This window comes from Nonomuraea bangladeshensis (genome assembly GCF_039529455.1).
Lineage (GTDB): Bacteria > Actinomycetota > Actinomycetes > Streptosporangiales > Streptosporangiaceae > Nonomuraea > Nonomuraea bangladeshensis.
The window spans coordinates 143,957-170,117 of record NZ_BAAAMV010000011.1; the positions used below are offsets into that span (position 1 = coordinate 143,957).

Genomic DNA, 26,161 nt, shown 5'->3' on the forward strand with positions numbered 1-26,161 from the left:
CCTCGGCCGCCCGTACGACGGCGGCCCGGTCACGACGGCTTGCCCCGCTCCCGGGCGCCGAGCACCGGCTGCAGGCCCCTGATCGTCTTCATGATGGCCTGGATGGCCACGGCGACCGGCCCGGTCGTGGACCCGCCGCGGACCGCCGCGGCCAGCCCGGTGCGCTCACCGGCGGCGAACAGCAGCACGGTGACGTCCGACAGGTCGCTGATCATGTGCCGCCAGGGGGCGGCGAGCTCCTGCTCGGCGGGCATGCCGCAGAAGCCGGCGAGCTGGCGCTGCAGCGACTGCAGGCCCGCCATCATCGCGGCCGTGCGCTCGGCCTCCTCCCTGCTGAGGCCGTGCGAGCGGGCCAGCAGCAGGCCGTCGGTCGTGAACAGCATCGCGTTGATGAGGCCGTCGTTGTCGGTGACCAGGCGGTTGAGGTGCCCGGTCATGTCGATGGTGTCGGCGGTGGGCTGGGTGGTCATGGCTGGTGCTGTCCTCGGTCGGGGTCGCGGACGGGGTCGCGGTCTGTGTCACGGTCGGCGTACGCGGCGCGGAGCGCTTCGAAGATGGACTCCATGCCGCCGTCCAGGTCGTCGGCCGGCACGGCGTCCCCCATCGGCCCGGGCGGGGCGGCGGGCCTGCTCTCCGGCACCCGTACCCGCCGCTTCGGCAGCCCGGACGTCGTGGTCGCGGGCGCCTCGGCACCGTCCGTCTCGTCCTCGAACTCCTCCGGCGGAGGGGCGGTGACGGGCGCCGGGTCAGGAGGGATCAGGTCGTCGGGGACGGTGGCCCAGTCGGGATGGGCGGGGCCGGGGGCGGCGGGATCGGTCGAGGGCGGAATGTGGATGATCATGTGCGTCGGCACGAGGCACACCGCCTTGACCCCGCCGCTGCTGGACGGCGCGCCGACGTCGACGCGGAAGCCGTAGTCGTGGGCCAGGCGGCCGGCGACGGCGAACCCGAGCCGCCGCTCGTCCTTGAGCGCGGCGGCGTCCATGGGCGTGTCACTGGACAGCAGGTGCTCGGCCTCGGCCCGCTGGAAGTCGTTCATGCCGAGCCCGCGGTCCTCCACGACGACGCGGTAGCCCGCCTGCACGGCCTGGACGTACACGTCGACCCGGTCGTCGGAGTAGCTGGTGGCGTTGTCCAGCAGCTCGGCCAGCGCGACGATGATGGGCTCGGCGACCCGCCCTTCGACCACGACCTCCCCCGCGTCGGGCTGGTAGGTGTAGTCGACCCGCAGGTAGGGCCCGATGCGGCCCCTGGCGCTCTCGACGATCTCCCTGAACGTGCAGTCCTCCCGCTGGACGCCCGGCCAGGAGCCGGCCAGGATGCGCAGCCGCTGGAGGCTGTGCAGCGCCTGGGTGGCCAGGTGGTCGATCTCGATCAGGCCCTGGTGGTAGCGGGGCGTGCCGGCGTGGTCGTCCAGCTCCTCGTCGATCTTGATCTGCAGCCGGGTGAGTGCCGCCTGCGCGGTGTCGGCGACGCCGCGCACGCCCGAGCGCGCGGCAGCCGCGACGTCGCCGCGGATGGCCGAGGCCCGTTCCCTGAACAGGCTCTCGGCCTCCCGGCAGTGGACGGCGACGGCGGTCTCGGTCAGGCACTCGTTCAGGAGCCCCGGGATTTCCACGGCGGGATGCCCGGCCTCGATGTCGGCCACCGCGCGCAACCGTTCGACGAGGCGGCCGTATTCGCTCACGGCGGCGTCGTACCATTTTTTATTGATCTCGGCCTGTTGTGCGGCGCTCTCGGCATTCTTGCGCGCCGTCTCGGCCTTCTGCTCGGCGGAGCGGGTCTCGCGCCGGGCGACGTCACGGGCGCGAAGAGCAGCGCGTTTGGCCCTGGCCTGCCACAGGAGGGCGCCCGTCAGCGCGAGTACGACGGCCACGAGCACACCGCCGAGCAACGCGCCGACCAGGAGATCCGGTGTAATCATGACGATCCTTGGTCGGTCGGGACTGCCTTGACTTCACTTTTACCAGTTCTCCACCGCGACTCCACGGGAAATCGTCAGCGAATTCCACACGAGGAAATTCGAAGTTATTACGAGAATTATTCATAAACGCGGGCCGCCGTCGCCCACGATCTGGTGTGAACCTGCGGGCCCCTTCGGCCGTCGAACCCTGCATGACACCACACACGACGGCTCGCGCCGCGCTGGCGACGGCGCTGGCCGCTGGACTTCTGCTGGCCGCCGCCCCCACCGCACAGGCCGCGACGGCTCCCGGCACGTTCGGCCCTCACGGGTACGGCGGCGTCCGGCTCGGCATGAGCGCCAAGGCCGCCAAGGCCACGGGCAAGATCAGGTACAAGAAGACCTTCGACTCCGACACCTGCACCGGATGGGAGCTGAAGGCGCACCCGGCCGGCAAGGACGCGGTCGGGCTCTACATCTCGAAGAAGCGCGGCGTCGCGATGATCTTCGCGCCGAAGGGCGCCCGCACCCCGGCGGGCATCGGCCTGGGCTCCACCCTCACCAGCCTCAAGAAGGCTTACCCCGGGCTGAAGACCGCCGCCAGCGGCTACCCATACATCAAGGTCCCCGGCAACCCGAAGGCGTACTACGCGTTCCTGGTCAACTCCAACAAGCGCGTCTACGAGATCGCGCTAGCCCTGAACACCCAGGACTGCGCCAACTAGGTCAGCCTCCGGCGGGCGGGGCGGTGCTGGCGCGCAGGATGAGGGTGGTGGCGAGCTCGATGCGGGTCCCTGCGGGGCCGCGCGGGTGGGTCAGCTCCTCGCTGATGAGCCGTACGGCCTCGTTCGCCATCTCGTCGAGCGGCTGGCGCACGGTGGTGAGCGGCGGCGACATGGTCGCGCAGAGCGGCGAGTCGTCGAAGCCCACCACCGACAGCTCGGCGGGCACCCGGACGCCGCGCTCGGCCGCGGCCTGGTAGACGCCCGCGGCCTGCAGGTCGGAGCCGGCGAAGACGGCGGTGGGCGGGTCGTCGCGGTCGAGCAGCTCGGCCCCGTGCCGCTTGCCACCGGAGACGAGGAAGTCACCGTAGCGGGTCAGCCCGGGGTCGGGCTCGATGCCGAAGGTGCGGTGGGCGGCGAGGTAGCCCTCGTAGCGGTCGAGCGTGCACTGCACGTCGAGCGGCCCGCCGATGAAGCCGATGCGGGTGTGGCCGAGCTCCAGCAGGTGGGTGGTGGCGAGGACGCCGCCGTTCCAGTTGGTGGCGCCGACGGCGGAAAGGCTCGGGTCGCGCTGCCCCACCGGGTCGAGCAGGACCAGCGGGACGTGCAGCAGCTCCTCGATGGCCCGGATCTCCTCGGCGTTCGCGCGGGAGAGCACGAGCACGATGCCGTCGGTGCCGCGCTTGCGCATGATGCCGATCCAGCGCCGCAGGTCGAAGTCGGGCCGCGCGGAGGACGTCACCACCAGCGAGAACCCCCAGCGGGCGGCGGCCCGCTCGGCGCCGTCGACGACGACGTGCGCCCAGGGCGAGCCGAGCCCGTCGATGAGCAGGTCGACGATGCCGGCCCGGGGCGTGGCGGGCGGGCGTGGCGCCTCGTAGCCGAAGGCGCGCACCGCCTCCAGGACCTTGTCCCGGGTGGCGGCGGAGACGTGTTTCTTGCCGCTCAGGACCTTGGACACCGTGGGCACCGACACTCCGGCTGCCGCCGCGACGTCCGCGAGCGTGGCTCGGCGCACCGAAATCTCGCACCTCCACAACTTTCCGGAAAGTATCAGAAATCCAGCCATCCCCGATGAGCTGCGGTTACCGCCGGCATGCCGCTCTTTTTGGAGATCTGTTGACATTACTACGTGCCGGAGCCTACCGTAACGCTTCGGCAATGTCACGGTAATATTTCGGAAAGTGCACCAGAAACTTTCTGACAGACTTCTGTCAGCGCTTTGGGAAGACTTCGAGGGGTCATGCCTGCACGTGTGGAGCAGTCGGCGTCGGAGCTGGAGGAACGCCGCGCGCGGCGGGTCCGTGAGTTGATGGCGGAGATGACGCTGGACGAGAAGCTCGCCCAGCTCGTGGGCGTGTGGCTGAACGTCAACCGCGACGAGGGCGTGGTCGCGCCGCTGCAGGACTCGATGCAGGGCGAGGAGGTGGAGTTCGAGGCGTTCGCCGGCGACGGCCTGGGCCAGGTCACCCGCCACTACGGCACCCGCCCGGTCGAGCCGGCCTGGGCGAGCGGCGTGCTGGCCGCCCGCCAGCGGTGGCTGCGCCGCGAGACCCGCCTCGGCATCCCCGCGCTGGTCCACGAGGAGTGCCTGACCGGCCTCGCCGCCTGGCGGGCCACGGTCTACCCGGTGCCGCCGGCATGGGGGGCGTCGTTCGATCCCGCGCTGGTCGAGCGCATGGCGGCGCGGATCGGGGCGGACATGCGGCTGCTCGGCGTCCACCAGGGGCTGGCGCCGGTGCTCGACGTGATCCGCGACCAGCGGTGGGGGCGGGTCGAGGAGTGCGTCTCCGAGGACCCGTACGAGGTCGCCACCATCGGCGCGGCCTACGTGCGCGGCCTGCAGTCGGCGGGCGTGATCGCGACGCTCAAGCACTTCGTCGGCTACTCCAACTCCCGGGCGGGCCGCAACCTCGCGCCGGTGCACGCAGGCGCCCGCGAGGTGGCCGACACGCTGCTGTTCCCGTTCGAGGTGGCGGTGCGCGACGCCGGCGCGGGCTCGGTCATGAACTCCTACGCCGAGATCGACGGCGTCCCGGTGGCCGCCGACGCCCACTACCTGACGAAGGTCCTGCGCGAGGAGTGGGGCTTCGACGGCACCGTCGTGGCCGACTACTTCTCCGTCGCCTTCCTGCACACGCTGCACGCCGTGGCCGAGGACGCCGAGGACGCGGCCGTGCAGGCGCTCACCGCGGGCATCGACGTCGAGCTGCCCACCGGCGTGGCCTACCTGGAGCCGCTGCGGAACGCCGTCGTCTCCGGCCGCGTCGCGGAGGACCTGGTGGACCGGGCGCTGCTGCGGGTGCTGCGGCAGAAGGCGCGGCTCGGGCTGCTCGACGACGAGCCCGCGCTGGACGAGCCCGCGGAGACCGTGGACCTCGACGGCCCGGAGTCGCGCGAGGTGGCGCGGCTGCTGGCCGAGGAGTCGGTCGTGCTGCTCACCAACGACGGGGTGCTGCCGCTCGGCCCCTGCGAAGGACGCCGCCTGGCCGTGGTCGGGCCGAACGCCGACGAGGTGGCCGCGCTGTTCGGCTGCTACTCCTTCGTCCAGCACGTGCTGCCGCACTTCCCCGGCGTGGAGGCGGGGATCACCGCGCCGACGCTGCTGGAGGCGCTGCGCGCGGAGCTGCCCGGCGCGGTGATCGAGACCGTGCGCGGCACCGGCGTGGACGACGGCGACCGCTCCGGCATCGCCGAGGCCGCCCGCCTCGCCGCCGGCTCCGACGTGGCGGTGGTGGTGCTCGGCGACCGGTCGGGGCTGTTCGGCCGCGGCACGTCCGGCGAGGGCTGCGACGCGGAGAGCCTGGAACTGCCCGGCGCGCAGCGGGAGCTCGCCGAGGCGGTCATCGCCACCGGCACGCCGACCGTGGTGGTGCTGATGACCGGCCGCGGGTACGCGGTGCCCGGCCTGCTCCGCGACGCCGCCGCCGTCGTGCAGGCGTTCTTCCCCGGCGAGGAGGGCGCGGGGGCGATCGCCCGGGTGCTGAGCGGCGCGGTCAACCCGTCGGGGCGGCTGCCGATGAGCCTGCCGCGGGCGAGCGCCGGCCAGCCCTACAGCTACCTGCACCCGAAGCTCGGCGGGGCCGGTTCCGTGAGCAACATCGACCCCGCGCCCGCGCTGCCCTTCGGCCACGGGCTGAGCTACACGACTTTCACCTACGCGGACATGACCGCCGACGGCGAGGCCCCGGCCGGCGGCCCGATCCGCTGCTCGGTCACCGTGCGCAACGCCGGCGACCGGCGCGGAGCCGAGGTCGTCCAGCTCTACGCCGCCGACCGCGTCGCCTCGGTGACCCGGCCGGTCGCCCAGCTCGTCGGGTACGCCCGCGTCGAGCTCGACCCCGGCGAGCGGGCCCGGATCGGCTTCGAGGTGCCTGCCCGGCTGCTCGCCTTCACCGGCCGCGACGGGCGGCGCATCGTGGAGCCCGGCGCGGTGGGGCTGTCCTTCCGCCGCTCGGTGCCGGACGTCATCGAGGAGCGGGACGTGACGCTGACGGGTCCCGTACACGAGATCAGCGGCGAGGAGCCGCGCCTGACCGTCGTGACCGTCGAGCGGGAGGTCTGACATGAGTCGTATGGACGCTTTCCGCCGGCGGATGGGCGGCCTCGCCTACGGCGGCGACTACAACCCCGAGCAGTGGGACCGCGAGGTGTGGCGCGAGGACGTGCGCCTGATGCGCGAGGCGGGGGTGAACCTGGTCTCGCTGGGCGTGTTCGCGTGGGCGTCGCTGGAGCCGGAGCCCGGCACGTACGAGTTCGGCTGGCTGGACGAGGTCATGGACCTCCTCCACGACAACGGCATCGCCGTCAACCTGGCCACCCCGACGGCCGCGCCGCCCGTCTGGCTGACGCACCTGCACCCCGAGGTGTTCCCCATCAGGGAGGACGGCCAGCCGTTCGGGTTCGGCAACCGCCTGCACTACGACCCCTCCTCGCCGATCTACCGCCGCTACGCCGCCGCGATCACCACGAGGCTGGCCGAGCGCTACTCCTTCCACCCGGCGCTCGCGATGTGGCACATCAGCAACGAGTACGGCCCCACCGCCTACAACGAGGCCGCGTCGGAGAACTTCCGCCGCTGGCTGCGCCGCAGGTACGGCACCCTCGACCGGCTCAACGAGGCGTGGACCACCCGCTTCTGGGGCCAGGTCTACACCGACTGGGAGCAGATCGACGTCCCGCACATCCCGCGCACCTGGATGAACCCCACCCGCAGGCTCGACTTCAAGCGCTTCACCTCCGACGCGCTGCTGGAGTGCTTCGTCGCCGAACGCGACATCGTGCGCTCCTTCCGCGACGACATCCCGGTGCTGACCAACTTCATGCGTTTCTTCCGGCACGCCGACTACTGGAGGTGGGCGCCGGAGGAGGACGCGGCGGCGCTCGACATCTACCCCAACCCGGCCGACGCCGGCTCGCACGTCTCGGCGGCGTTCAACTTCGACCTGTTCCGGTCGCTGAAGGGCGGGCAGCCGTGGCTGCTGATGGAGCAGTCGAGCAGCGCCGTCAGCCAGTGGTCGCTCAACATCGTCAAGGAGCCCGGGCGGATGCGGCTCGGCTCGCTCCAGGCGCTCGGGCGGGCGTCGGACTCGGTGATGTTCTTCCAGTGGCGGGCGAGCCGGGGCGGGCAGGAGCGCTTCCACTCGGCGATGCTGCCGCACTCGGGCCCGGACTCGCGGACGTTCCGGGAGATCAAGGACCTGGGGCGGGAGATGAGGCTGCTGGCCCCGCTCGCCGGGACCACGTCGCGGGCGGAGATCGCGATCCTGTTCGACTGGGACGGCTGGTGGGGGCTGGAGGAGGTCTTCGGCCTGCCGCGCAGCGACTTCAGCTACACCGACACGGTGATGCGGCACTACACGCCGCTGTGGGAGCGGCACCACGCGGTGGACGTGGTGTCGGCCTCCTCGCCGCTGGACGGCTACAAGGTGCTGGTGGTGCCGAACGCGTACCTGATCGGCGACGAGGGTGTGCGGCGGATCACCGAGTTCGCGCGGGCCGGCGGCACGGTGCTCATGTCGTTCTTCTCCGGGGTCGTGGACGCCGACAACCGGGTGCGGCCGGACGGCTACCCGGGCGCGTTCCGTGAGCTGATCGGCGCGAAGATCGACGAGTACTGGCCGGCCAGGCCGGGCGAGCAGTTCACGGTCGAGTTCAAGGGCGGGCCCACCACCACCTCCACCTGGTGGCGGGAGGACCTGCGGCTCGAAGGCGGCACGGCGCTCGCCACCTACGCCGACGGGCTGCTCGCCGGGCAGGCCGCCGTGGTCGAGAACCGCTACGGCGCCGGGCGGGTCGTCTACGTCGCGACCCTGCTGGAGCAGGCGGCCTTCGACGAGCTGGTGGCCGGCACGGTCGAGGCGGCGGGGGTGCGGGCGCGCTTCGCGGGCGTCCCCGCCCACGTGGAGTGCGCGGTGCGCGGCGACGAGACCCACGAGTACGTGTTCCTGCTCAACCACAGCGGCGAGTCGGGCGCGTCCGTGCCTCTGGAGGCGGACGGGACGGACCTGCTCACCGGCCGGGCCGTGACCGGCCGGGTGGAGCTGGAGCCGCTCGGCGCGGCGGTCGTCAGGATCGCCCGCTGAGCGGCGGCCCTCACGCCTCCGGCCGCCGCGTGAGGCGGAGCTTGGACTGCTTGTGCAGCGGCTCCCAGTCCGCCATGAACGTCGCCGTGAAACCGTGGCGGCCGGCCAGCTCCACCAGCGTCTCGGTGCGGTAGTAGAAGTCCTCGCGCAGCACCTGGTGCTCGCGGCCCTCGGTGCGGTCGAAGGTGAAGTCGAAGTGCGCCTCCGGCTTCATCACCCGCCCGACGTGCGCGAAGCACTCCTCGATGACCTCCAGCGGCGAGTGCGAGAAGACGCTGTGGGCGTGCACGACGTCGAAGAAGCCGCTGGGCAGGAACTCCAGCCGCAGGTCGCGGACCGGCGTCAGGTGCGGCAGCTTGTCCATCAGGCCGTAGCGGACGAGGGTGTCCTGAGCCGCCATGAGGATGTCGGGCGAGATGTCGAGGCCGTAGTAGTTGCCGGTGTGCAGGTAGTCGATGAACAGCCGGCCGGCGCGCAGGTTGCCGCAGCCGATCTCCAGCATCCGGCACTCGGGCTTCAGCCCGTGCCTCACGAGGTAGTCGAACTGGGTGCGGCCGAGCGCGAGCCAGCGCCTGTGCGTGTGCGAGCCGACCGCGCCCTCCGGGTCGCGGGCGGTGTCGGAGCGCATGACGCGGCGGTAGTAGGCGATGTGGTCGTGGCTGCGCAGGCGGAACCAGGTGTCGCGGGCCAGGCGCCGCAGGTGCGGCGCGATGCGGTGCGGATGTCCCGCGGCGTAGGCCATCTGGTGGACGAGGCTCGATCGGGTACGTCTCACGCTACGAACGTAGGTCAGCCGCCGGTGCGGTCAGCAGGCCCTTGCGGCACTCTTGAGTGCTTGTTTGCGCAGCCTTTCTCACCACCGGCGGAACACCCACGCGCGTGGGCTAGCTCAAGTAGTCGCGCAGCGCCAGTGACCGGGAGGGGTGGCGCAGCTTGGACATCGTCTTGGCCTCGATCTGCCGGATGCGCTCACGGGTGACGCCGTAGACCCTGCCGATCTCGTCGAGCGTGCGCGGCTTGCCGTCGGCCAGGCCGTAGCGCATGGTGATGACGCCCGCCTCCCGCTCGGAGAGCTGGTCGAGCAGGTGGTGGAGCTGCTGCTGGAGCAGCGTGAACGACACCGCGTCGGCCGGGGAGACGGCCTCGGTGTCCTCGATGAGGTCGCCGAACTCGCTGTCGCCCTCCTCGCCGAGCGGCATGCTCAGCGAGACCGGCTCGCGTCCGTAGCCCTGGACCTCGATGACCCGGTCGGGTTCGAGGTCGGTCTCGGCGGCGATCTCCTCCGGGGTCGGCTCGCGGCCGAGGTCGCTCTGCAGGCGGCGCTGCACCCGCGCGACCTTGTTGATGAGCTCGACCATGTGGACGGGGATGCGGATGGTGCGGGCCTGGTCGGCCATGGCCCTGGTGATCGCCTGCTTGATCCACCAGGTCGCGTAGGTGGAGAACTTGTAGCCGAGCCGGTAGTCGAACTTCTCGATGGTGCGGATCAGGCCGAGGTTGCCCTCCTGGATGAGGTCGAGGAAGAGCATGCCGCGGCCGGTGTAGCGCTTGGCGATGGAGACCACCAGCCGCAGGTTGGCCTCCAGCATGCGGCGCTTGGCCTCGACGCCGTCGGCGGCGATCCACTCCAGGTCGCCCCTCAGCTCGTCGGAGAGCCCCTCCTCGGTGTCGAGGCGTTCGCGCGCGAACAGGCCGGCCTCGATGCGCTTGGCGAGGTCGATCTCCTGCTCGGCGGTGAGGAGCGGCACCCGGCCGATCTCCTTGAGGTAGGCCTTGACCGAGTCGGCGCCGAGCGGCGCACCGCCGTCGGCACTGGTGTCGTCCAGTTCTAGAACCTCTGCTGCTTCGGACAAGACTTTCTCCTCGCTCGCTTTGGACGGACGCACGGAACGTGGTGAGAACGGGACTACGGCATCGCCACCTCGAACATCACGGAACAACCACCGGCCGCACGGGCCGCCCAACTTCCAAGCTACCCAACAGGAACGACTCGACAGCACGTTCAGTTCCGCAGGCTCCCCTCGCGCCTGCTGTCCGTCCTGGGCGGCAGCCAGGTGAACCTCCCCTCCTCGACGCCGGCGAACGCCATCAGGCGCGCCCCCTCGGCCTCCAGCTCCTCGCGCACCCCGGCGGGCAGCGGGTGGAAGGGCTCGGCCGTCAGCACTCCACCACCAAGATTCCACATGCCACCGACAAATCCGTCGACGAGGAACGTGGGATAGATCGCGGCGCCGACGCAGACCGCCTTGCGCTGCTCGGCGGTCATGAACCGGCCGCGGTCGGCGTAGGCGACGACGAGGTTGTCGAACCAGGGCAGGAAGCGCACGGGCGCGGGCGTGCCGGGGTCGGCGAGCGGCAGGCCGTCCAGGTCGTAGAGGACGCGGCCGGTCTCGTCCCGGTAGGTCCGCAGGTCCGGCATGCCCTCCATGACCGTACGCAGCCGCGTGAGCCCCGACCAGGCCTGCACGTCCATCACCGACGCGGGGCCGAACGCCGCCAGGTACCGCCGCACCAGCCGCTCGGCGGCGGCCTCCGTGCCGAGCGGGGCGTCGAGGGGGCGGCCCAGCCAGTGCTCGGCCAGGGTGAACGGCGTGGCGCCGCCGCGGCCCCAGACACCGTTGGGCGGGGTGTGGACGATGGGCAGCAGCGTCTGCACCGCGTAGCCGAGCGCCATCGGGTCTGCCTGCGGCCACCGCTCGCGCAGCAGGTCACGGATCTGGGGCCGGGTGAGGACGCGGCCGTCGCGGTGCGCGTCCGCCAGGTGGGCGCGGGCCAGCTCGGTGAGCTCCGCGTGGTCCACGTCCTTGAGGGCGCGGCCGAAGGCGCCCTTCCTCGCGCGGTCGAGGACCGGCTGCACGAGCGGGCGCAGCCACACGTAGTCGTCGGCGAGCGAGAGGTGCTGGGTGGCGCGCAGCAGCGGTCCCCGGACGACCTGCCCGCTGTGGAGGAGGGCGGTCAGGTCGTCCTGGGTGAAGGAGGCGAGACGCGACCAGAGCCCGATGTACGGCGCGTCGGCCTCCTGTCCCTGCAGCGCGACCAGCCGCGCGACGGCCTCGGCGGGAGGCAGGGCGGCGCGGGCCAGCAGGAGCTGGCGGTCCAGGGTCGTCCGGTTGAGCACCCGGCGGTCGAGGATCATCCGCCGAGCGTAGGCGTCAATGCGGCAAGGATGATTCCGCGTTGAGCAGGTCGTCGAGGGCGGCGCGCAGGTGCCCTGCGAGCTCCCAGGCATCGGGGATCATCGCCCGGTCGGTGACGACGCCGATGTCGAGCGAGCCGTTGTAGGAGAAGGCGGTGATGTTGACGCCGCCGCTGACGTCCGTGATCACCGAGACCGGATAGTGGGTCAGCAGCAGGTTGCCGCACACGTACAGCGGGAACTGGGGGCCCGGCACGTTCGAGATGATCACGTTGATCGGCGGGACGGTCTCCCCCACCAGCGCGAACGCCGAGCGCGAGGCCAGCCCCATGAGCGCGGCCGGCATCGAGGCGCTGAACTCGCGCAGCCAGCGCGCCGGCGCCAGCGCGAAGCGGTCCTTGATCCGGCGCATGGCCCTGCGCACCTCGTGCAGCCGCTCGACGGGGTCGGCGACGTGCGTGGCGAGCGGCGCGGTCATGATCGTCACCTGGTTGCCCGGCCCCGGCATCCCGGCCTCGCGCAGCGAGAACGGCACCCCGGCCACCAGCGGCCGGCCCGGCACGCCGCCGTGCCCGGCCAGCCAGCCGCGCAGCGCGCCCGCGCACACCGCCATGACCACGTCGTTGACGGTCACGCCGAACGCCTTGCGCACCGCCTTGACCTCCTCCAGCGGCAGCGACACGTACGCGAACCGCCGGTGCTGCGAGACCGGCCCGCTGAACGGCGTCCGGGGCGCGGGCAGGGCGGGCAGCCCGGGCACGGCACCCGCGCCGGCCATCCTGCGGGCGAGCCCGGACAGCAGCCGGGTGCCGGGCAGCCACGACACGACGGGGATCTCGTCCAGGTACGGCACGGCCGCCGCGGCGAACCTGACCGCCCGCGCCGGGTTCGCCGCCAGCCTGGCCAGGCCGCGCGCCACCATCTCCGCCTGCCCGGGCGGCGGCTCGTCCCGGTCGGGCTGTGGCTCCTCCGTGCCGGGCGCGGGCGGGGGCGGCGGCTCGGGGGTGGTGTCGAGCAGCGCGGCCAGCACGTCGGCGCCGCCGATGCCGTCCACGGCGGCATGGTGGATCTTGGTGTAGAGGCCGGTGCGGTCGCCGGACAGGTTGTGGACGAGGTAGATCTCCCACAGCGGCCGGCTCCGGTCCAGCCGGCGGGCGTGCAGCCGGGAGACCTGCTCGGCGAGCTGCCGGTCGTCGCCGGGCCCCGGCAGGCCGATCTCGCGGACGTGGTAGTCGAGGTCGAGGTCGTCCTCCTGCACCCAGTACGGGTGGTCCAGCCCGAACGGCACCGGCGCGAGCCTGCGCCGCAGGGCGGGCACGGACGGCAGCCGCCGTTCGAGCAGGGCCTGCAGGTCGGCGCGGTTGAGCCGGCCCTCCAGGATGGCGAGGCCGGCGATGTTCGCGACGTTCGTGGCGGTCTCGATGCTGAGGAACTGCGCGTCCAGGGCGGTGAGCTGCGGCACGGCGTACCACCTCCGTCCCGAACCAATCAAACTCCGTCCGGCGCGGCAAGCACCGTCAGGCCGTGACCTCCAGGTCGTGGGCGGCGGCGTCGGGCTCGGCGAAGGCCAGCATCCGCAGGCCCTCCTCCGCCACCGCGTCCCGGGGGAACTTCGCCTCGAAGGGGCTGATGAGCAGCTTCGCCTTCTTGCCCGAGCGCTTGATCTGCCACGTCCCCGCCGCGAACCCGTCCACCAGGACGACCGCACGCACCCGCAGGTTCTTGGTGGTGACCAGGCCCTTGTGCGCGTCGGCCAGCAGCCGGGTGCGGTCGGCGTGGCCGAGGACGAGCGTGTCGAAGTCGGGCAGGAACCGCACCGGCGCGGGCACGTCGCCGCCCGGCCGGGGCGCGCCCGGCAGGTCGAACAGCTCCTTGCCGGCGGGCCCGGCGAGCCGGTCCAGCTCCATCGCCTCCATGACCGGCCGCAGCCCGGCGAGCCCCGACCAGGCCTGCACGTCGGCGGGCGTGGCGGGGCCGTACGCGGCCAGGTAGCGCTCGACGAGCGCCTGCGGGCGCGGCTCCGGGTCCAGGCCGATGCCGGGCGGGGCGAAGGCGGGGTCGCGCGGGAAGCTCCACCGGTCGTCGGTCGGCACGACGGCGAGGGGGGTCAGCATGCGCACGGCGTAGCCGAGGGCCCGGTCGTTCGCGCCGGGGAACTCCTCCAGCAGCTTCGGGCGCAGCTCGTTGAACGTGTGCGGCCGCTCGGCCAGCATCCGGCCGGCGGCGGCGACCACGGCCGCGGCGTCGTAGCCGTCGAAGCGGCGCGCCGCGGCGGCCAGCACGGGCGCGAGCAGCGGCCGGAACGCCGCGAAGTCCGCCGCCGTCACCAGGTGCAGCGTGGCCCGCCACATCGTGGCCCGCAGCACGGTCCCGGCGTGCAGGGCCTCGTGCAGTCCGGTCCGTTCGAAGTTCGCCAGCCGCGACCACACCCCGAGGTACGGCGGGCGCGGCTCCTGCGCCTGCAGCCCGGCCAGCCGGTGCACGACGTCCGTCACGTCGCCTTCGTACCGGTCGAGCAGGTGCTGCCGGGACAAGGTCGCACGGTTGAGGTCGCGGAGGGTGAGCATTTACCTATCATGCCCTTCCCCATCAAAGCGGTACGCGCCTGCTACCCCGCTCTCAACGACGGCTACGCCTATCTCGACGGTGCCGCAGGCACGCAGACCCCGCGCTCGGTGATCGAGGCCATCTCCGACGCCTACCGCGGCGGGATCGGCAACGTGGGCGGCGCGTTCCCCGCCAGCCACCGCTCCGACGCGATCGTGGCCGCCTGCCGCGCCGCCGTGGCCGACCTGGTCGGCGGCGACCCGCGCGGCGTGATCCTGGGCCCGAACATGACCACGCTCACCTACCGCCTGTCCCGGGCGCTCGCCGGGCCCGGGGACGAGGTCGTCGTCTCCCGGCTCGACCACGACGCCAACGTGCGCCCCTGGACGCAGACCGGCGCGACCGTGCGCTGGGCCGAGGTGGACCCGGTGACCGGCGAGCTGCCCGTCGAGCAGTACGCGAGCCTCGTCAACGAGCGCACCCGCGTGGTGGCCGTGACCGCGGCCAGCAACATCATCGGCACCCGTCCCGACGTGGCCGCCATCGCCGAGCTCGCCCACCGGGCGGGGGCGCTGATGTACGTGGACGGCGTGCACGCCGCCGCCCACGGGCCGGTGGACATGCGGGCGCTGGGGGCGGACTTCTACGCCACGAGCGCGTACAAGTGGTCGGGGCCGCACGTCGGCGCGGTGGTGGCCGACCCGGCGCTGCTGGAGACGCTCCGGCCGGACAAGCTGGCCTCCTCGCCCGACACGGTGCCGGAACGGTTCGAGACGGGCACGGCGGCCTTCGCCGACCTGGAGGGCGTGACGGCCGCCGTGGACCACCTGGCGGCGATGGTGCCGGGCACCGGCAACCGGCGCGAGCGGCTGCTCGCCTCGATGGCGGCGGCGGAGGAGCACGAGATGGAGCTCTTCGGCGTCCTGATCGAGGGCCTGGAGACGCTGCCGGGCGTCACGGTGTACGGCAAGCCCGCCCGGCGCACCGCCACGGCGTACTTCACCGTCGCCGGGCGGACGCCGCGCGAGGTGGCCGAGCACCTGGCCCGGCTGCGGGTCAACGTCTGGAACGGCCACAACTACGCCTGGGAGCTGACGGGCGCGATGGGCATCCGCGACACGGGCGGAGCCGTGCGCGCCGGCCTCGTCCCCTACAACGACCGCTCCGACGTGGACCGTCTCCTGGAGGGCGTCGCCCAGTTGGCCTGACCGCACCACTCCCCCTGCCCCGGCCCCCTGCCCCGGCGGCCCGGGGCAGGGGCGGACGGGTCAGCCGGCGAGGCGGGGCAGGACGCCGGTGTTGCGCAGGCGGTCGCGGGCGGCCGCGATGGCCTCCGTCGTGGTGGCGAAGACCTGGCCGGCCTCGCTGAGCCGGGCGATCACCCCCAGCGCCTCCAGCGGCTGGTGGTGGCCGTCCGGGATGCCGGAGACGTAGACGAGGATGCCGCGCCGTTCGAGGCGTTCGATGGCGTCGCCCAGCACCAGCGCCCCGCTGGCGTCGATGCCGGTGACCCGTGACATGCGCAGCACGACCACCGACACGCCGGTCACCGCCGACAGCTCCCGCAGGAACCGGTGGGCCGCCGCGAAGAACAGCGGCCCCGCCAGCCGGTAGGTGACGATGTGCTCGGCGAGCAGCGCGTGCTCGTCCTCGGTGTGCTGCAGGTGCTCCTCGTGGCGCAGCGGCTCGGGGTCGAGGCGGGTGTTGCGGGCGAGCTGGCGCAGCGCGAGCGCCCCCGCCACCACGAGCCCCACGACGATGGCGAGCACCGTGTCGAGGATGAGTGTGGCGACGGCGGTGAGCACCAGGACGACGGCGTCGGACCGGGTGGAGCGGAACAGGGCGCGCACGGTGCCGACCTCGATCATCCTGATGGAGGTGGCGAGCAGCACGCCGGCCAGCGCGGCGAGCGGGATCTTGGACACCAGCTCGGCCCCGGCGTAGACGATGGCGGCGAGGATGCCCGCGTGCGAGATCGCCGCGAGGCGCGAGCGGGCGCCGGCGCGCACGTTGACCGCGGTGCGGACCATCGCGCCCGTGCCGGGCATGCCGCCGAACATCGGCGCCACCAGGTTGGCGACCCCCTGCCCGAACAGCTCCCTGTCGGGGTCGTGCCGGGGACCCCGCGTCATGCCGTCCGTGACGGAGGCCGACAGCAGGGACTCCAGCGCGGCGAGGGCGGCCACCGCGACGGCCGGCCCGACCAGCGACGGCAGCACGGCGGCGTCGAGGAAGCCGAGCGAGGGCGCGGGCAGCCCCGTCGGCAGGGTGCCGATGCGGGCCAGCGGCAGCTCGGCCGTCTCGGCGACGACGGCGGTGACGACCACGACGAGCAGCGAGAACGGCACCGTGGGCCGCAGGCTCGCCCCCACGAGCAGCACGGCGGCCACGGCGATCGTGACGGACATGGCCCACCAGTGGGGGCGGGCCAGGAAGTCGAGCAGGGCGTGCCAGGCGACGACGGCGACCTTGTCGTGGCCGCTGGCCGGCACGCCGAGTGCGGTGGGAAGCTGCTGCAGCCCGATCACGCAGGCCACGCCCACGGTGAACCCGGCCACCACCGGGGCGGGCACGAGCGCGATGCAGCGGCCCGCGCGGGCCAGCGCGAGCACGATCAGCAGCAGCCCGGCCAGCACGCCGACGGCGAGCACCCCGGAGGGGCCGTGCGTGCTCATGATCGGGATGAGGATGACGGTCATGGCGCCGCTCGTGCCGGACACCTGGACCCGTGAGCCGCCGAAGAAGGCGGCGAGCGCTCCGGCGACGATGGTCGTGGCGAGGGCGGACTCGGCGCCCATGCCGGAGCTGATGCCGAAGCCGAGCGCGAGCGGGAGGGCGACGATCGCCACGGTGAGCCCGGCCACGAGGTCGCGGCGCGGGGTGCGGGTCATGGCGACGAGGCCGGCGGGGTCGGGCAGGACCGCGCGCAGCCGCTCCCAGGCGAAGGAGAGCCGGACGGCGGTCACGATCCGTGATCCTTCACAATCACCGGGTAATCGCATTTATCCGTAAATGGGCCTTCCATTGTCACTCCTTCTGGTAAAGAAACCCGCAACGCTCATTGCATGACGATGCACATCGTCAAGGCGTTGTTCAGAATATCAAGCGCACCTTGGACGACCTGGTTGAACACCGGCTTTCTCGCGTACAGCGGAAAGCATCATTACCGGATTAATAACCATTAATCGTCAACAAGGAGAATGCCCGGTTCGCGGCATCAATAGCCTCCAGCTCGACCTCGGCGAGCGGACGGCCATCGGCGAGCCACTGCCAGATGCGGCGGGACAGCACCCGCTGCGCGGCCAGCGCCTGGGCGGCGAGCAGCGCGGCGGTCAGGTCGTCCAGCCCGCCCGACTCCACGAGGGCGCCGGCGAGTGCCTGCTCGTCGCGGGAGATCTGCTGGAACATCCGCGCCTGGAGGCTGGGCGTCGAGAACACCATGCGGTGGAAGGCCATGACCTCGGGGTGGTCGTTGAGCCCGGTGACGGGGTCGCGGCGGGCGAGCCCGTCGAGGAAGTGGCGGCGCAGCGCCTCCAGCGGCGTCTCCCCCTCGGCCCGCGCCCGCACCACGCGGGCGGACTCGCCCTCGTGGTCGGCGATGCGGTGCAGGACGAGGTCCTCCTTGGCCGGGAAGTACTTGAACAGCGTCGGCTTGGACACCCCGGCCGCCGCAGCGATCTCGGTGACCGGCACCTCGTCGAAGCCCCTCCGCAGGAACAGCCCGATCGCCGCGGCGGAGATGGCCTCACGCACGCGCTGCCGCTGGAGCTCCCGGAGTCCCGTCACGGCGCCAACTCTAGCAAGGTGTTAACCTGGTCAAAATATTGACCGAGTTAACACTTGAGGAGGCGCGATGGGGACGCTCGACGAGGAGCGCGCGTACGTCGAACGCTGCCGGGCGGGCCTCCGCCGCATGCTGGAGGGCGCGCGGGACAACGTGATCGTCGGCGAGACCGTGGCCGGCGACCGCTACAGCGCCGAGCGGCTGGGCCGCCACCTCAAGAGCCTCGCCAAGGAGCTGAGCGAGGAGCCGGAGGGCCCGCCGTTCTTCGGCCGCCTCGACTTCGGCGCGGACTCGGCCGAGCACCAGGGGCGCGCGTACCACATCGGGCGCCGGCACATCACCGGCGAGCACGGCGGCCCGCCCGTCGTGATCGACTGGCGCGCGCCGGTCGCGCGGGCCTTCTACCGCGCCGGGGCCCGCAATCCCCAGGGCGTCGCGGTGCGCCGCAGGTTCGGGTGGTCGGGCATGACGCTGACCTCGTACGAGGACGAACGGCTCGACCGGGGCGAGGAGGGCGGGGGCCGCCTCCTGGCCGCCGAGATCGAACGCCCCCGCGTCGGCCCCATGCGCGACATCGTCGCCACCATCCAGCCCGAGCAGGACGACCTCGTCCGCGCCGACCTCGACGTGAGCGTCTGCGTCCAGGGCGCGCCGGGCACCGGCAAGACGGCGGTGGGCCTGCACCGGGCCGCCTACCTGCTCTACGCGCACCGCCGCCGGCTGGAACGCGGCGGCGTGCTCGTCCTCGGCCCCAACCGCGCCTTCCTCGGCTACATCTCCGCCGTCCTGCCCGCGCTCGGCGAGGTGGACGTCGAGCAGACCACGCTGGAGCGGCTGCTCGCGACCGTGCCCGTCACCGCCGCCGACAGCGAGGAGGCGGCGGCCGTCAAGCACGACGCCCGCATGGCGGAGGTGCTGCGGAGGGCGCTGTACGGGCGGATACGCAAGCCGGTCGAGCCGGTCACCGTGGCCGACGGCTCCTACCGGTGGCGGGTCGGGGAGGACGAGCTGCGCCGCATCGTGGACGACGCCCGCCGCGCCGCGCTCCCGTACGGCGTGGGCCGCGAGCGCGTGCACGCGCGGACGCTCGAAGCGGTCCGCCGCCAGGCCGAGGCCCGCGGCGTCACCGTCAACGCCGCCTGGAGCCGCAGGACGGCCCGCGCGCTCGCCCCCGCCCTGGACGCACTCTGGCCGCCGGTCAAGCCGGAGGAGGTCCTGTACGAGGTCCTGAGCGGCCCCGCGGACGACGGCGCGGACGACGGCGCGGACCCGGCGCGCGGGGTGCTGACCGACGCGGAACGGGCCGCGATCACCTGGGCCAGGCCCCCGCGCGGCCCCAGGAGCGCGAAATGGACGGCCGCCGACGTGGTGCTGCTCGACGAGATCGCCGGGCTGATCGAACGCCCGCGCGGCTACGGCCACGTCATCGTGGACGAGGCCCAGGACCTGTCCCCGATGGAGTGCCGCGCGGTGGCCAGGCGCAGCGAGCACGGCTCGCTCACCGTGCTCGGGGACCTGGCCCAGGGCACCACGCCGTGGGCGGCGGCCTCGTGGCCGGAGCGGATGGCGCTGCTCGGCAAGCCCGAGGGCGAGGTCGTGGCGCTGACGACCGGCTTCCGGGTGCCGGGGGCCGTGGTGGAGCTGGCCAACGGGCTGCTGGAGTCGCTGGAGGCGGACGTGCCGCCGACGCGGTCGTACCGGTCGGACGGGCGGGTGCGGGTGACCGCCGTCGAGGAGCTGGGGAAGGGGGTGGTGGCGGCGGTGCGGGAGGCGTACGGGTTCGAGGGGTCGATCGGGGTGATCGCCGCCGACCCGGGGGCCGCGGAGCTGGCCGCGGCGCTGCGTGAGGAGGGCTTCGACCTCGGCGACCGGCTCAGCGTGGTGGAGGCGTCGCTGGTCAAGGGGCTGGAGTACGACCACGTGGTGGTCGCCGAGCCGGCCGCCATCGCCGAGGGCGAGCGGCGCGGGCTCAACCGGCTGTACGTGGCGCTCACCCGGGCCGTGTCCCGGCTCGACGTCGTCCACGCGCGGCCGCTCCCGCCCCAGCTCGCCCGCACGGGGACAACGGGCTGACAAGGCCCTGGCGGAGGTGTGTGATGGAGGTCCCCGCCGGAAGGAGCCCGCCCGGTGCCCCACCCCGACGACCCGCCCCCGGACGACGCCGCGCGGCGGCGCCGGGGAGTCGACCAGGTGCCGTCGGTTCTCGGGTGCGTGTGCGCGGCGGTGGCCGTGCTGTACGCGCCCGTCCTGTTCGGGCTGGCGGGCATCGTCCTGGGCGTCGTGGGCCACCTGCGGGGCGAGCCCCTGGGCAGGTGGGCCGCGCTGGCCGCGGGAGCGGGCATGGGGGCGGGGACGGTGCTGACGCTGGTGCTGGAGAGCGTCGGGTGAGACGCCTGATCGTCAGGCTCCCGCCGCACGCGGGGCGGGCGTGAGATCCTGTACGGGTGCTGTCGCCGATCGACGTGTTGCGCGAGGAGGTGGCCGCCCGGCTGGCCGCGTTCGACCGGCGGGAGGTGCCGCCGGTGGGCGGCGTGCGCCGGGCCGCCGTCACCGTGTGCGTGCTGGAGGACCCCGGCGGCGTCCCGTACACGGTGGTGATCAAGCGGGCCTCGCGGGGCCGCAACCCGGGGCAGTGGGCGCTGCCCGGCGGCCGGCTGGACGACGGCGAGCAGCCGGTGGAGGCGGCGCTGCGCGAGCTGGCCGAGGAGACGGGCCTGACCGGGGTCGAGGTGGCGGGGCTGCTCGACGACTTCGTCACCGACTCGGGGTTCGTGATCACGCCGGTGGTGGCGTTCGGCGGCCGGCAGCGGCCGGTGGCCGATCCTCGTGAGGTGGCGTCGGTGCACGAGGTGCCGCTGGAGTGGTTCCTGGCGCCGGGGGTGCCGCGGTGGGAGGGCGAGCTGCTGCAGATGCCGCTGGGGCCGTCCATCGTGATCCACGCGCCCACGGGGGCGATTCTGTGGCAGTTCGCCGAGGTGGCGCTGCGGGGGCGCGAGCAGCGGGTCTTCGACGTCGTCCAGCCGCACTGGACGCGGACATGACCACGCCGTCGGCGAGCCGGTGGAATAGCGGGCCCCGAACGTCCGTTAGCATCAAGAGGCCGATGTGGTCAGTGTCCCCCGGGCCGCAAATTACCGCCTTCACGGAATACCGTTCGGCTGGAGCCGTGTTGTGCACCTCGCCGAGGAGGCGACCGCCACATCGGCCTCAATCTTTCCAGGCGCTCCGCTCACCGGCGGAGCGCCTGCTCTATGGTGGGTGGCCGAACGCCCGATGATCCAGGAGAGCCTGTTGCTTTACGAAGTGGTCAAGTTCGCCGCCGCTCCGCTGACGCACGCGATGTGCCGGCCGCACATCACCGGCGCGGCGCACGTACCGAGGAGCGGGCCCGGGATCCTGGCCGCCAACCACCTGTCGGTGCTCGACTCGTTCCTGCTGCCCGCGCTGCTGCCGCGGCACGTGACGTTCACGGCGAAGAACGAGTACTTCGACGGCAACCCGATCTCCGGCTTCTTCATGCGCATCGGGCGGAGCCTGCCGATCGATCGTGAGAGCGCCCACGCCGGTCAGGCGATGCTGGAGGAGGCAGCGGCGCTGCTGGAGCGGGGCGAGCTGTTCGGCATCCACCCCGAGGGCACCCGCTCCCCCGACGGCCGCCTCTACCGCGGCAAGATCGGCGTGGCCTGGCTGACGCTGAAGACGGGCGCGCCGGTGCTGCCGGTGGCGCTCAGCGGCACCGAGAAGGTGCTGCCGCTGGGCTCGAAGGTGCCGCGCCCGGCGCGGATCGGCATCGCGATCGGCGAGCCGATGCGTTTCGAGGGCGACTACCGCAGCGCCCGCGACCGGCGGCGGGTCACCGACGAGGTCATGGCCGCCATCCAGCGGCTCTCCGGGCAGGAATACGTGCCCGTCTACGCCTCCAGCGTCAAGGGGGCCGACGGAGCGGCCGTGGCCCGCACGACGTCGGCGGAGGCGGGGGGCTGATCGGTGGCACGGGGCCGGACCATCGCGATCGTGTCCACCGCGGCCGTGCTGGCGGTGGGAGCCGCGGCCGGCGGCGCCTACTACGTGCTGCACACCCGGGGCACTCCCGCCGGCACCGCGCAGCGGTTCGTCGCGGCCTGGCAGTCCGGTGACGCCGCCGCGATGGCCAGGGAGCTGGCGACACCGCAGCAGCTCGGCGTCTACGAGCAGCAGCGCACCGCGCTCGGCGTGGAGCGCACCTCGGTCCGGCTGGGCCAGGTGACCGAGGGCGACGGCAAGGCACGAGTCCCCTACACCGTGACGCTGAAGCTGAAGAGCATCGGCGGCTGGTCCTACGACGGCCGGCTCGACCTGGTCGTGGCCGACCGCACCTGGAAGGTCGACTGGTCGCCCACGGCCCTGCATCCCCAGCTCACGGACGGGGCCACGTTCTCGGTCAAGACGCGCTGGCCGCAGCGGGCGGAGATCACCGACGCCGACGGCGGGCGCATCGACGACGGCTCGGCCGGCGGCTCGGTGCAGCAGCTCGTCGGCTACCTGGACAAGGCGTCCAAGGACGACGTCGCCAAGCTCGGCTCGGCCTACAAGACAGGCCAGGCGATCGGCCGCGGCGGGCTGCAGGAGACGTTCCAGAAGCGGCTGGCCGGCACCCCCTCCACCGACATCAAGCTCGGCGGCAAGACGCTGGAGACCATCGAGGGCGCCGAGGGCGAGCCGGTCAAGACCTCGCTCGACCCCCGTGCCCAGGCCGCCGCCGTGGCCGCGGTGAAGGACGTGGAGAAGCCGACCTCCATGGTGGCGATCCGGCCTTCGACCGGGGAGATCCTGGCGGTGGTCAACAACCGCGGCGGGTTCAACCGGGCGCTGGACGGCCGCTATCCGCCGGGCTCGACGTTCAAGGCGGTCACCGCGATCGGGCTGCTGGCGGCCGGCTTGTCGCCCGAGGACACCGTCACCTGCCCCGAGTACGCCACCGTCGGCGGCCTGAAGATCCGCAACTCCGACAACGAGGCGTTCGGTTCGCTGTCGTTCCTGGACTCCTTCGCCCACTCGTGCAACACGACCTTCGCGCCGCTCGCCCAGTCGAAGCTGGGCGGGACGAAGCTGCTGAAGACGGCCGAGGCGGTCGGCTTCAACCAGCCGCTCAACATCGGCGTCCCGGCGACCCCGGCGAGCTTCCCCAAGCCGGAGTCGGACGCCGAGCTCGCGGCGGAGTCGTTCGGGCAGGCCAGGATCACCGCCAGCCCCCTGTCGATCGCCTCGGTGGCCGCCGCCATCGCCGACGGCACGTGGCGTCCGCCGACGCTGGTGCCGTCGCTGAAGCAGAAGGCGGCCGAGCGCAAGCTGCCCGGCGGGGTGAAGAGCCGCCTCCACACGATGATGGCGGCCGTCGTCACCAAGGGCACCGCCAAGAAGGCCGGCCTGCCCGCGGGCACGCGCGGCAAGACCGGGACGGCCGAGTACAACGTCGGCGACAAGCTGGAGACCCACGCCTGGTTCATGGGGTTCAAGGGCGACGTGGCGTTCGCGGTGATCGTGGAGGGTGGCGGCGGGGGCGGCGCGGTGGCCGCGCCGGTCGCCGCCACCTTCCTGAAGAACCTCTAACCGGCCGGCCGCAGGAAGCGGCGGACCTCCGCCGCGACCTGTTCCGGCCTGCCGCGCATCGCGGCGTTCGAGGTGGCGCTGTGGTCGAGGCCGGGCAGGTCCACACGCTGGCAGCGGGGCAGCACTCCGCGCAGGGCCGTGAGGGCGTTCCTGAGGTAGGCGGGGCTCCTCGTGCCGCCGAGCAGCAGCACCTCGGCCCGCACCCGGCGGTAGGCGTCGAGGTCGTCGGCGGTCTCGGCGACGACCTGGACGTCCTGGCGGAGGGTCGGCGCGAGCTCGCGGAACGTCGGCTCGCCGTCGGCGGCCGTCCTGTCCTGCCGTTTGAGCATCGCGGTGGTCATGGCCTCCAGCAGGGGCCGGGGCAGCAGGCCGAGGAACGCCGGGCCCATGCGGGTCCCCAGCATGCCGGTGACCAGCGCGGCGGGTACGCGGCCCGCGGCGAGCTCCCTGTCGAAGCGCTCCAGCCAGCCGGTCGGGTTGGAGCCGTCGAGGTCGAGGGGCGGCTCGAAGGCGATGACCGTACGCAGCTCGGGGCGGGCCAGTGCGGTGCGCAGGGCGACGATGGCGCCCGAGCTGACGCCCATGACATGCTCGGCGCCGGTCGCGGCGAGCAGCGCGGAGAGGTCCTCGACCTCGCGGGCGAGCCCGTAGCGGGGTCCTGCCGGGCCGCTGCGGCCCCGGCCGCGCCGGTCGGGGACGTAGCAGGTGAACGCGCCGGACAGGGCCTCGGCCAGCTCGATGTTGCCCTGCCCGGTCTGCATGGCGCCGTGCAGCAGCACCAGGCCGGGGCCGTCGCCGCCGAGGCGGCGGTAGGCGATCTCCGTGCCGTCCTGCGACGTCACGCGGTCAAGTGTGATCATGTTCGCTCCCCATGGTCGGGACCGCGGCGGGGAGCCCGGCTATTGTTGCCGTTGCCACCTCGTGGCCGGGGTCCGCGCCGCGGGTCTGTCGGATGCGAGGTCACCCCGGCGGCGGTGTGCCAGCACCGCCGCCGGGTTCTTGCTTCAGTCGTCCAGGCGTCCCCTTTCGGCGGCGGCGGCCACGTCGTCGGGGAGCCGGCCGGTCTCGCGGTAGGCGCGCCAGGCGTCCAGGCCGGGGAACGTGCCGTCCGTGAGCTCGGCGAGCAGGCCGCGCACCCAGGCGGCCTCGGCCTGCCGCATCGCGAGCGCGTACTCGGCCTCCAGGAGGAACAGCCGGGGCACCTCCCGCCCGTCGCGCTCCAGCTCGTCCCGGCCTGCCGCGACGTGCCGCTCCAGGACGGCGAGCCGCCGCCGCAGCAGCTCGGCGACCTCGTCGGGGCCGAGACCGCCGAGGACCGACAGCCCGGCCTCGAACGCCGACGGCTCGTCCGCGGGGGCCGCGAGCAGCTCCCGCGTCCAGTCGGCGGCCTCCGCGAGGCCGGCGTCGGTGACGCGGTAGACGGTCCGCTCGGGGCGGGCGCCCTGGCGGTTGCTCTCCACGGCGGCGATCAGGCCGTGTTTCTCCAGGTTGCCGACCACCGTGTAGAGGGAGCCCCATTTGATCCGCATGTCGCGGTCCTTGGCACGGGCCCGCAGGACCGAGGCCATCTCGTACGGATGCATGGGGCGCTGCACGAGCACGGTGAGCACGGCCAGTCCCAGCAGGTTGCGTACGGGCCGCCGCTTCGCCATGTCGCTCTCCTTACTCGTTTGCGAGTATACGTCTGCGAGTATTTTCTGGCAATGATCCGCGCTTTGCATGCAATGTATGCAAACGGCTAAGATCCATCCCGTGCAGACCGATGTGGCGTGCGACCGGTTGCGGGAGCTGATTCTCGGCGGGGCCTATCCGCCGGGCGCGCGGCTCACCGAGATGGAGGTGGCCGCGAGCCTGCGGATGAGCCGGACCCCCGTGCGGGAGGCGCTGCGGGCGCTGGCCGCCGACGGCCTGGTCCGGCCGGCCGGGCGCGGCGTCACGGTCGTCGCCCTGGAGGAGGGCGACCTGGACGAGGCCTACCAGGTGCGGGCCGCCCTGGAGGCGCTCACCGCCGAGCTGGCTGCGGTGCGGCAGCGCGAGGGCCGCATCGCCCCCGCCGACCTGCGCGCGCTGCACGACGTCGCGGCGCGGACGGCGGCCGCCACCGCCGAGGGGCGTCTGGCCGACGCCGTGCCGCTCAACCGCCGCTTCCACCAGACGATCGCGGAGCTGGCCGGCAACGCCCTGGCGCTGCGCACGCTGGAGCGCGTCTGGGACCAGATCCAGGTGTCCACGCTGCGCTCGCTGGCGCCGCCCGACCGGCACGCGTACGTCTCCGCGCAGCATGAGGACCTGCTCGCCGCGATCACGGCGGGCCGCCCCGAGGAGGCCGCCGCCGTCGCCCGCGCCCACGTCCTGGACACCCGTACGACCACGAGCCGAGCACATGAACCGCGATCCGAGGGAGAGCGCCCATGAACCGCCATCACACCTACGCCACCGTCGTGACCTGGACCGGCGACAAGGGCACCGGCACCAGCGGCTACCGCGACTACGCCCGCGACCACGAGCTGTCCGCCGACGGCCCGGCCGCCGTCATCCCCGGCAGCTCCGACCCGGCCTTCCGCGGCGACGCGTCCCGCTGGAACCCCGAGCAGCTGCTGGTCGGGGCGCTGTCGCAGTGCCACATGCTGTCCTACCTGCACCTGTGCGCGGTCAACGGGGTCGTCGTCACCGCGTACGTCGACCGCGCCGGCGGCACGATGGAGCAGACCGCGGCGGGCGGCCACTTCACGGAGGTCGTGCTGCGTCCCGAGGTCACGGTGGCCGCCCCGGAGATGGCGGAGAAGGCCGCCGCGCTGCACGCCGACGCCCACAAGGCCTGCTTCATCGCCTCCTCGGTGAACTTCCCGGTACGCCACGAGCCGGAGATCCGCGTCGCGACGACGTCGTCATGAA

General features: G+C 73.0%; 22 protein-coding genes and 1 pseudogene. 11 read left to right on the forward strand and 12 right to left on the reverse strand.

From position 1 onward, the window contains the following. Positions 1-29 precede the first annotated feature (29 nt). Both ABD292_RS35790 and ABD292_RS35795 read right to left on the reverse strand, forming a co-directional pair. Positions 30-470 carry a roadblock/LC7 domain-containing protein gene (locus tag ABD292_RS35790; protein WP_344215339.1) on the reverse strand — a complete coding sequence of 147 codons (441 nt, stop codon included), beginning with the start codon at positions 468-470 and terminating at the stop codon, positions 30-32. Further along, a complete protein-coding gene (locus ABD292_RS35795; RefSeq protein WP_344215341.1) occupies positions 467-1,924 on the reverse strand; it encodes a hypothetical protein in 1,458 nt (485 codons plus the stop codon). Before ABD292_RS35795 ends, ABD292_RS35790 begins: the two co-directional genes overlap by 4 nt. A gap of 191 nt (positions 1,925-2,115) precedes the next feature. Here ABD292_RS35795 and ABD292_RS35800 point away from each other — a divergent pair, with 191 nt between their 5' ends. Further along, positions 2,116-2,628, forward strand: a complete 513-nt coding sequence (locus ABD292_RS35800) for a hypothetical protein (protein ID WP_344215343.1) — start codon at positions 2,116-2,118, stop codon at positions 2,626-2,628. Position 2,629: 1 nt separating this feature from the next. Here the strand turns inward: ABD292_RS35800 and ABD292_RS35805 are convergent, their stop codons facing one another. Continuing rightward, complete coding sequence (locus ABD292_RS35805; protein ID WP_344215345.1) at positions 2,630-3,643, reverse strand: LacI family DNA-binding transcriptional regulator; 1,014 nt, start codon at positions 3,641-3,643, stop codon at positions 2,630-2,632. A 225-nt stretch (positions 3,644-3,868) separates the two neighbouring features. Between ABD292_RS35805 and ABD292_RS35810 the strand changes: the two genes are divergently transcribed. Further along, complete coding sequence (locus ABD292_RS35810; RefSeq protein WP_344215347.1) at positions 3,869-6,190, forward strand: beta-xylosidase/alpha-l-arabinosidase; 2,322 nt, start codon at positions 3,869-3,871, stop codon at positions 6,188-6,190. A gap of 10 nt (positions 6,191-6,200) precedes the next feature. Further along, the gene (locus ABD292_RS35815) at positions 6,201-8,210 is read left to right on the forward strand and encodes a beta-galactosidase (protein ID WP_344215349.1); all 2,010 of its coding nucleotides are present in this window, start codon (positions 6,201-6,203) and stop codon (positions 8,208-8,210) included. Between the two features lie 10 nt (positions 8,211-8,220). On the opposite strand, the gene ABD292_RS35820 is transcribed toward ABD292_RS35815, so the two are convergent. From ABD292_RS35820 to ABD292_RS35840, 5 genes and pseudogenes are all read right to left on the reverse strand, one after another. Next, on the reverse strand, positions 8,221-8,952 hold the full coding sequence (locus ABD292_RS35820; protein ID WP_344215880.1) for a class I SAM-dependent methyltransferase: 732 nt from the start codon (positions 8,950-8,952) through the stop codon (positions 8,221-8,223). A gap of 142 nt (positions 8,953-9,094) precedes the next feature. Further along, positions 9,095-10,003, reverse strand: a pseudogene (locus ABD292_RS35825) (RNA polymerase sigma factor); the annotation flags it as partial. 209 nt (positions 10,004-10,212) lie between these two features. Continuing rightward, on the reverse strand, positions 10,213-11,346 hold the full coding sequence (locus ABD292_RS35830; protein WP_344215351.1) for a winged helix DNA-binding domain-containing protein: 1,134 nt from the start codon (positions 11,344-11,346) through the stop codon (positions 10,213-10,215). Between the two features lie 16 nt (positions 11,347-11,362). After that, the gene (locus tag ABD292_RS35835; RefSeq protein WP_344215353.1) at positions 11,363-12,808 is read right to left on the reverse strand and encodes a WS/DGAT/MGAT family O-acyltransferase; all 1,446 of its coding nucleotides are present in this window, start codon (positions 12,806-12,808) and stop codon (positions 11,363-11,365) included. Positions 12,809-12,863: 55 nt separating this feature from the next. Beyond that, positions 12,864-13,913 (reverse strand): winged helix DNA-binding domain-containing protein, encoded by a 1,050-nt coding sequence (locus ABD292_RS35840; protein ID WP_344215355.1) that lies wholly within the window; start codon positions 13,911-13,913, stop codon positions 12,864-12,866. 9 nt (positions 13,914-13,922) lie between these two features. Between ABD292_RS35840 and ABD292_RS35845 the strand changes: the two genes are divergently transcribed. After that, positions 13,923-15,101 carry a cysteine desulfurase-like protein gene (locus tag ABD292_RS35845; RefSeq protein ID WP_344215357.1) on the forward strand — a complete coding sequence of 393 codons (1,179 nt, stop codon included), beginning with the start codon at positions 13,923-13,925 and terminating at the stop codon, positions 15,099-15,101. Positions 15,102-15,161: 60 nt separating this feature from the next. Here ABD292_RS35845 and ABD292_RS35850 read toward each other — a convergent pair whose 3' ends face one another. Both ABD292_RS35850 and ABD292_RS35855 read right to left on the reverse strand, forming a co-directional pair. Next, complete coding sequence (locus ABD292_RS35850) at positions 15,162-16,859, reverse strand: SulP family inorganic anion transporter (protein ID WP_344215359.1); 1,698 nt, start codon at positions 16,857-16,859, stop codon at positions 15,162-15,164. Positions 16,860-17,064: 205 nt separating this feature from the next. Continuing rightward, entirely contained in the window at positions 17,065-17,679 is a 615-nt protein-coding gene (locus tag ABD292_RS35855) for a TetR/AcrR family transcriptional regulator (protein WP_344215361.1), read from the reverse strand. Positions 17,680-17,746: 67 nt separating this feature from the next. On the opposite strand from ABD292_RS35855, the gene ABD292_RS35860 reads away from it, so the two are divergent. The 5 genes from ABD292_RS35860 to ABD292_RS35880 all read left to right on the forward strand — a co-directional run bounded on the left by ABD292_RS35860 (position 17,747) and on the right by ABD292_RS35880 (position 23,266). Then, positions 17,747-19,750, forward strand: coding sequence for a HelD family protein (locus ABD292_RS35860; protein WP_344215363.1), 2,004 nt, complete (start codon positions 17,747-17,749; stop codon positions 19,748-19,750). Between the two features lie 54 nt (positions 19,751-19,804). Continuing rightward, a complete protein-coding gene (locus ABD292_RS35865; protein ID WP_344215365.1) occupies positions 19,805-20,065 on the forward strand; it encodes a hypothetical protein in 261 nt (86 codons plus the stop codon). Positions 20,066-20,121: 56 nt separating this feature from the next. Continuing rightward, positions 20,122-20,718 carry an NUDIX hydrolase gene (locus tag ABD292_RS35870; protein WP_329575683.1) on the forward strand — a complete coding sequence of 199 codons (597 nt, stop codon included), beginning with the start codon at positions 20,122-20,124 and terminating at the stop codon, positions 20,716-20,718. Between the two features lie 250 nt (positions 20,719-20,968). Next, a complete protein-coding gene (locus ABD292_RS35875) occupies positions 20,969-21,661 on the forward strand; it encodes a lysophospholipid acyltransferase family protein (protein ID WP_344215368.1) in 693 nt (230 codons plus the stop codon). 30 nt (positions 21,662-21,691) lie between these two features. Further along, positions 21,692-23,266 carry a penicillin-binding transpeptidase domain-containing protein gene (locus ABD292_RS35880; RefSeq protein ID WP_344215371.1) on the forward strand — a complete coding sequence of 525 codons (1,575 nt, stop codon included), beginning with the start codon at positions 21,692-21,694 and terminating at the stop codon, positions 23,264-23,266. Here the strand turns inward: ABD292_RS35880 and ABD292_RS35885 are convergent. Both ABD292_RS35885 and ABD292_RS35890 read right to left on the reverse strand, forming a co-directional pair. Further along, positions 23,263-24,126, reverse strand: coding sequence for an alpha/beta fold hydrolase (locus ABD292_RS35885; RefSeq protein WP_344215374.1), 864 nt, complete (start codon positions 24,124-24,126; stop codon positions 23,263-23,265). The two genes, ABD292_RS35880 and ABD292_RS35885, sit on opposite strands and share 4 nt — an antisense overlap. A gap of 144 nt (positions 24,127-24,270) precedes the next feature. Then, positions 24,271-24,918 (reverse strand): PadR family transcriptional regulator, encoded by a 648-nt coding sequence (locus ABD292_RS35890; protein WP_344215376.1) that lies wholly within the window; start codon positions 24,916-24,918, stop codon positions 24,271-24,273. Positions 24,919-25,018: 100 nt separating this feature from the next. On the opposite strand from ABD292_RS35890, the gene ABD292_RS35895 reads away from it, so the two are divergent. Together ABD292_RS35895 and ABD292_RS35900 are read left to right on the forward strand one after the other, a co-directional pair. Further along, entirely contained in the window at positions 25,019-25,681 is a 663-nt protein-coding gene (locus ABD292_RS35895) for a GntR family transcriptional regulator (RefSeq protein WP_344215378.1), read from the forward strand. Beyond that, positions 25,678-26,160, forward strand: coding sequence for an OsmC family protein (locus tag ABD292_RS35900; protein WP_344215380.1), 483 nt, complete (start codon positions 25,678-25,680; stop codon positions 26,158-26,160). Before ABD292_RS35895 ends, ABD292_RS35900 begins: the two co-directional genes overlap by 4 nt. Position 26,161 lies beyond the last annotated feature (1 nt).

Bases quoted from the DNA above. Each gene is read 5' to 3' on its own strand.
- ABD292_RS35790 (WP_344215339.1), bottom strand. From the start codon at position 470: ATGACCACCCAGCCCACCGCCGACACCATCGACATGACCGGGCACCTC.
- ABD292_RS35795 (WP_344215341.1), bottom strand. From the start codon at position 1,924: ATGATTACACCGGATCTCCTGGTCGGCGCGTTGCTCGGCGGTGTGCTC.
- ABD292_RS35800 (WP_344215343.1), top strand. From the start codon at position 2,116: ATGACACCACACACGACGGCTCGCGCCGCGCTGGCGACGGCGCTGGCC.
- ABD292_RS35810 (WP_344215347.1), top strand. From the start codon at position 3,869: ATGCCTGCACGTGTGGAGCAGTCGGCGTCGGAGCTGGAGGAACGCCGC.
- ABD292_RS35815 (WP_344215349.1), top strand. From the start codon at position 6,201: ATGGACGCTTTCCGCCGGCGGATGGGCGGCCTCGCCTACGGCGGCGAC.
- ABD292_RS35820 (WP_344215880.1), bottom strand. From the start codon at position 8,952: ATGGCCTACGCCGCGGGACATCCGCACCGCATCGCGCCGCACCTGCGG.
- ABD292_RS35830 (WP_344215351.1), bottom strand. From the start codon at position 11,346: ATGATCCTCGACCGCCGGGTGCTCAACCGGACGACCCTGGACCGCCAG.
- ABD292_RS35840 (WP_344215355.1), bottom strand. From the start codon at position 13,913: ATGCTCACCCTCCGCGACCTCAACCGTGCGACCTTGTCCCGGCAGCAC.
- ABD292_RS35845 (WP_344215357.1), top strand. From the start codon at position 13,923: ATGCCCTTCCCCATCAAAGCGGTACGCGCCTGCTACCCCGCTCTCAAC.
- ABD292_RS35860 (WP_344215363.1), top strand. From the start codon at position 17,747: ATGGGGACGCTCGACGAGGAGCGCGCGTACGTCGAACGCTGCCGGGCG.
- ABD292_RS35885 (WP_344215374.1), bottom strand. From the start codon at position 24,126: ATGATCACACTTGACCGCGTGACGTCGCAGGACGGCACGGAGATCGCC.
- ABD292_RS35890 (WP_344215376.1), bottom strand. From the start codon at position 24,918: ATGGCGAAGCGGCGGCCCGTACGCAACCTGCTGGGACTGGCCGTGCTC.
- ABD292_RS35900 (WP_344215380.1), top strand. From the start codon at position 25,678: ATGAACCGCCATCACACCTACGCCACCGTCGTGACCTGGACCGGCGAC.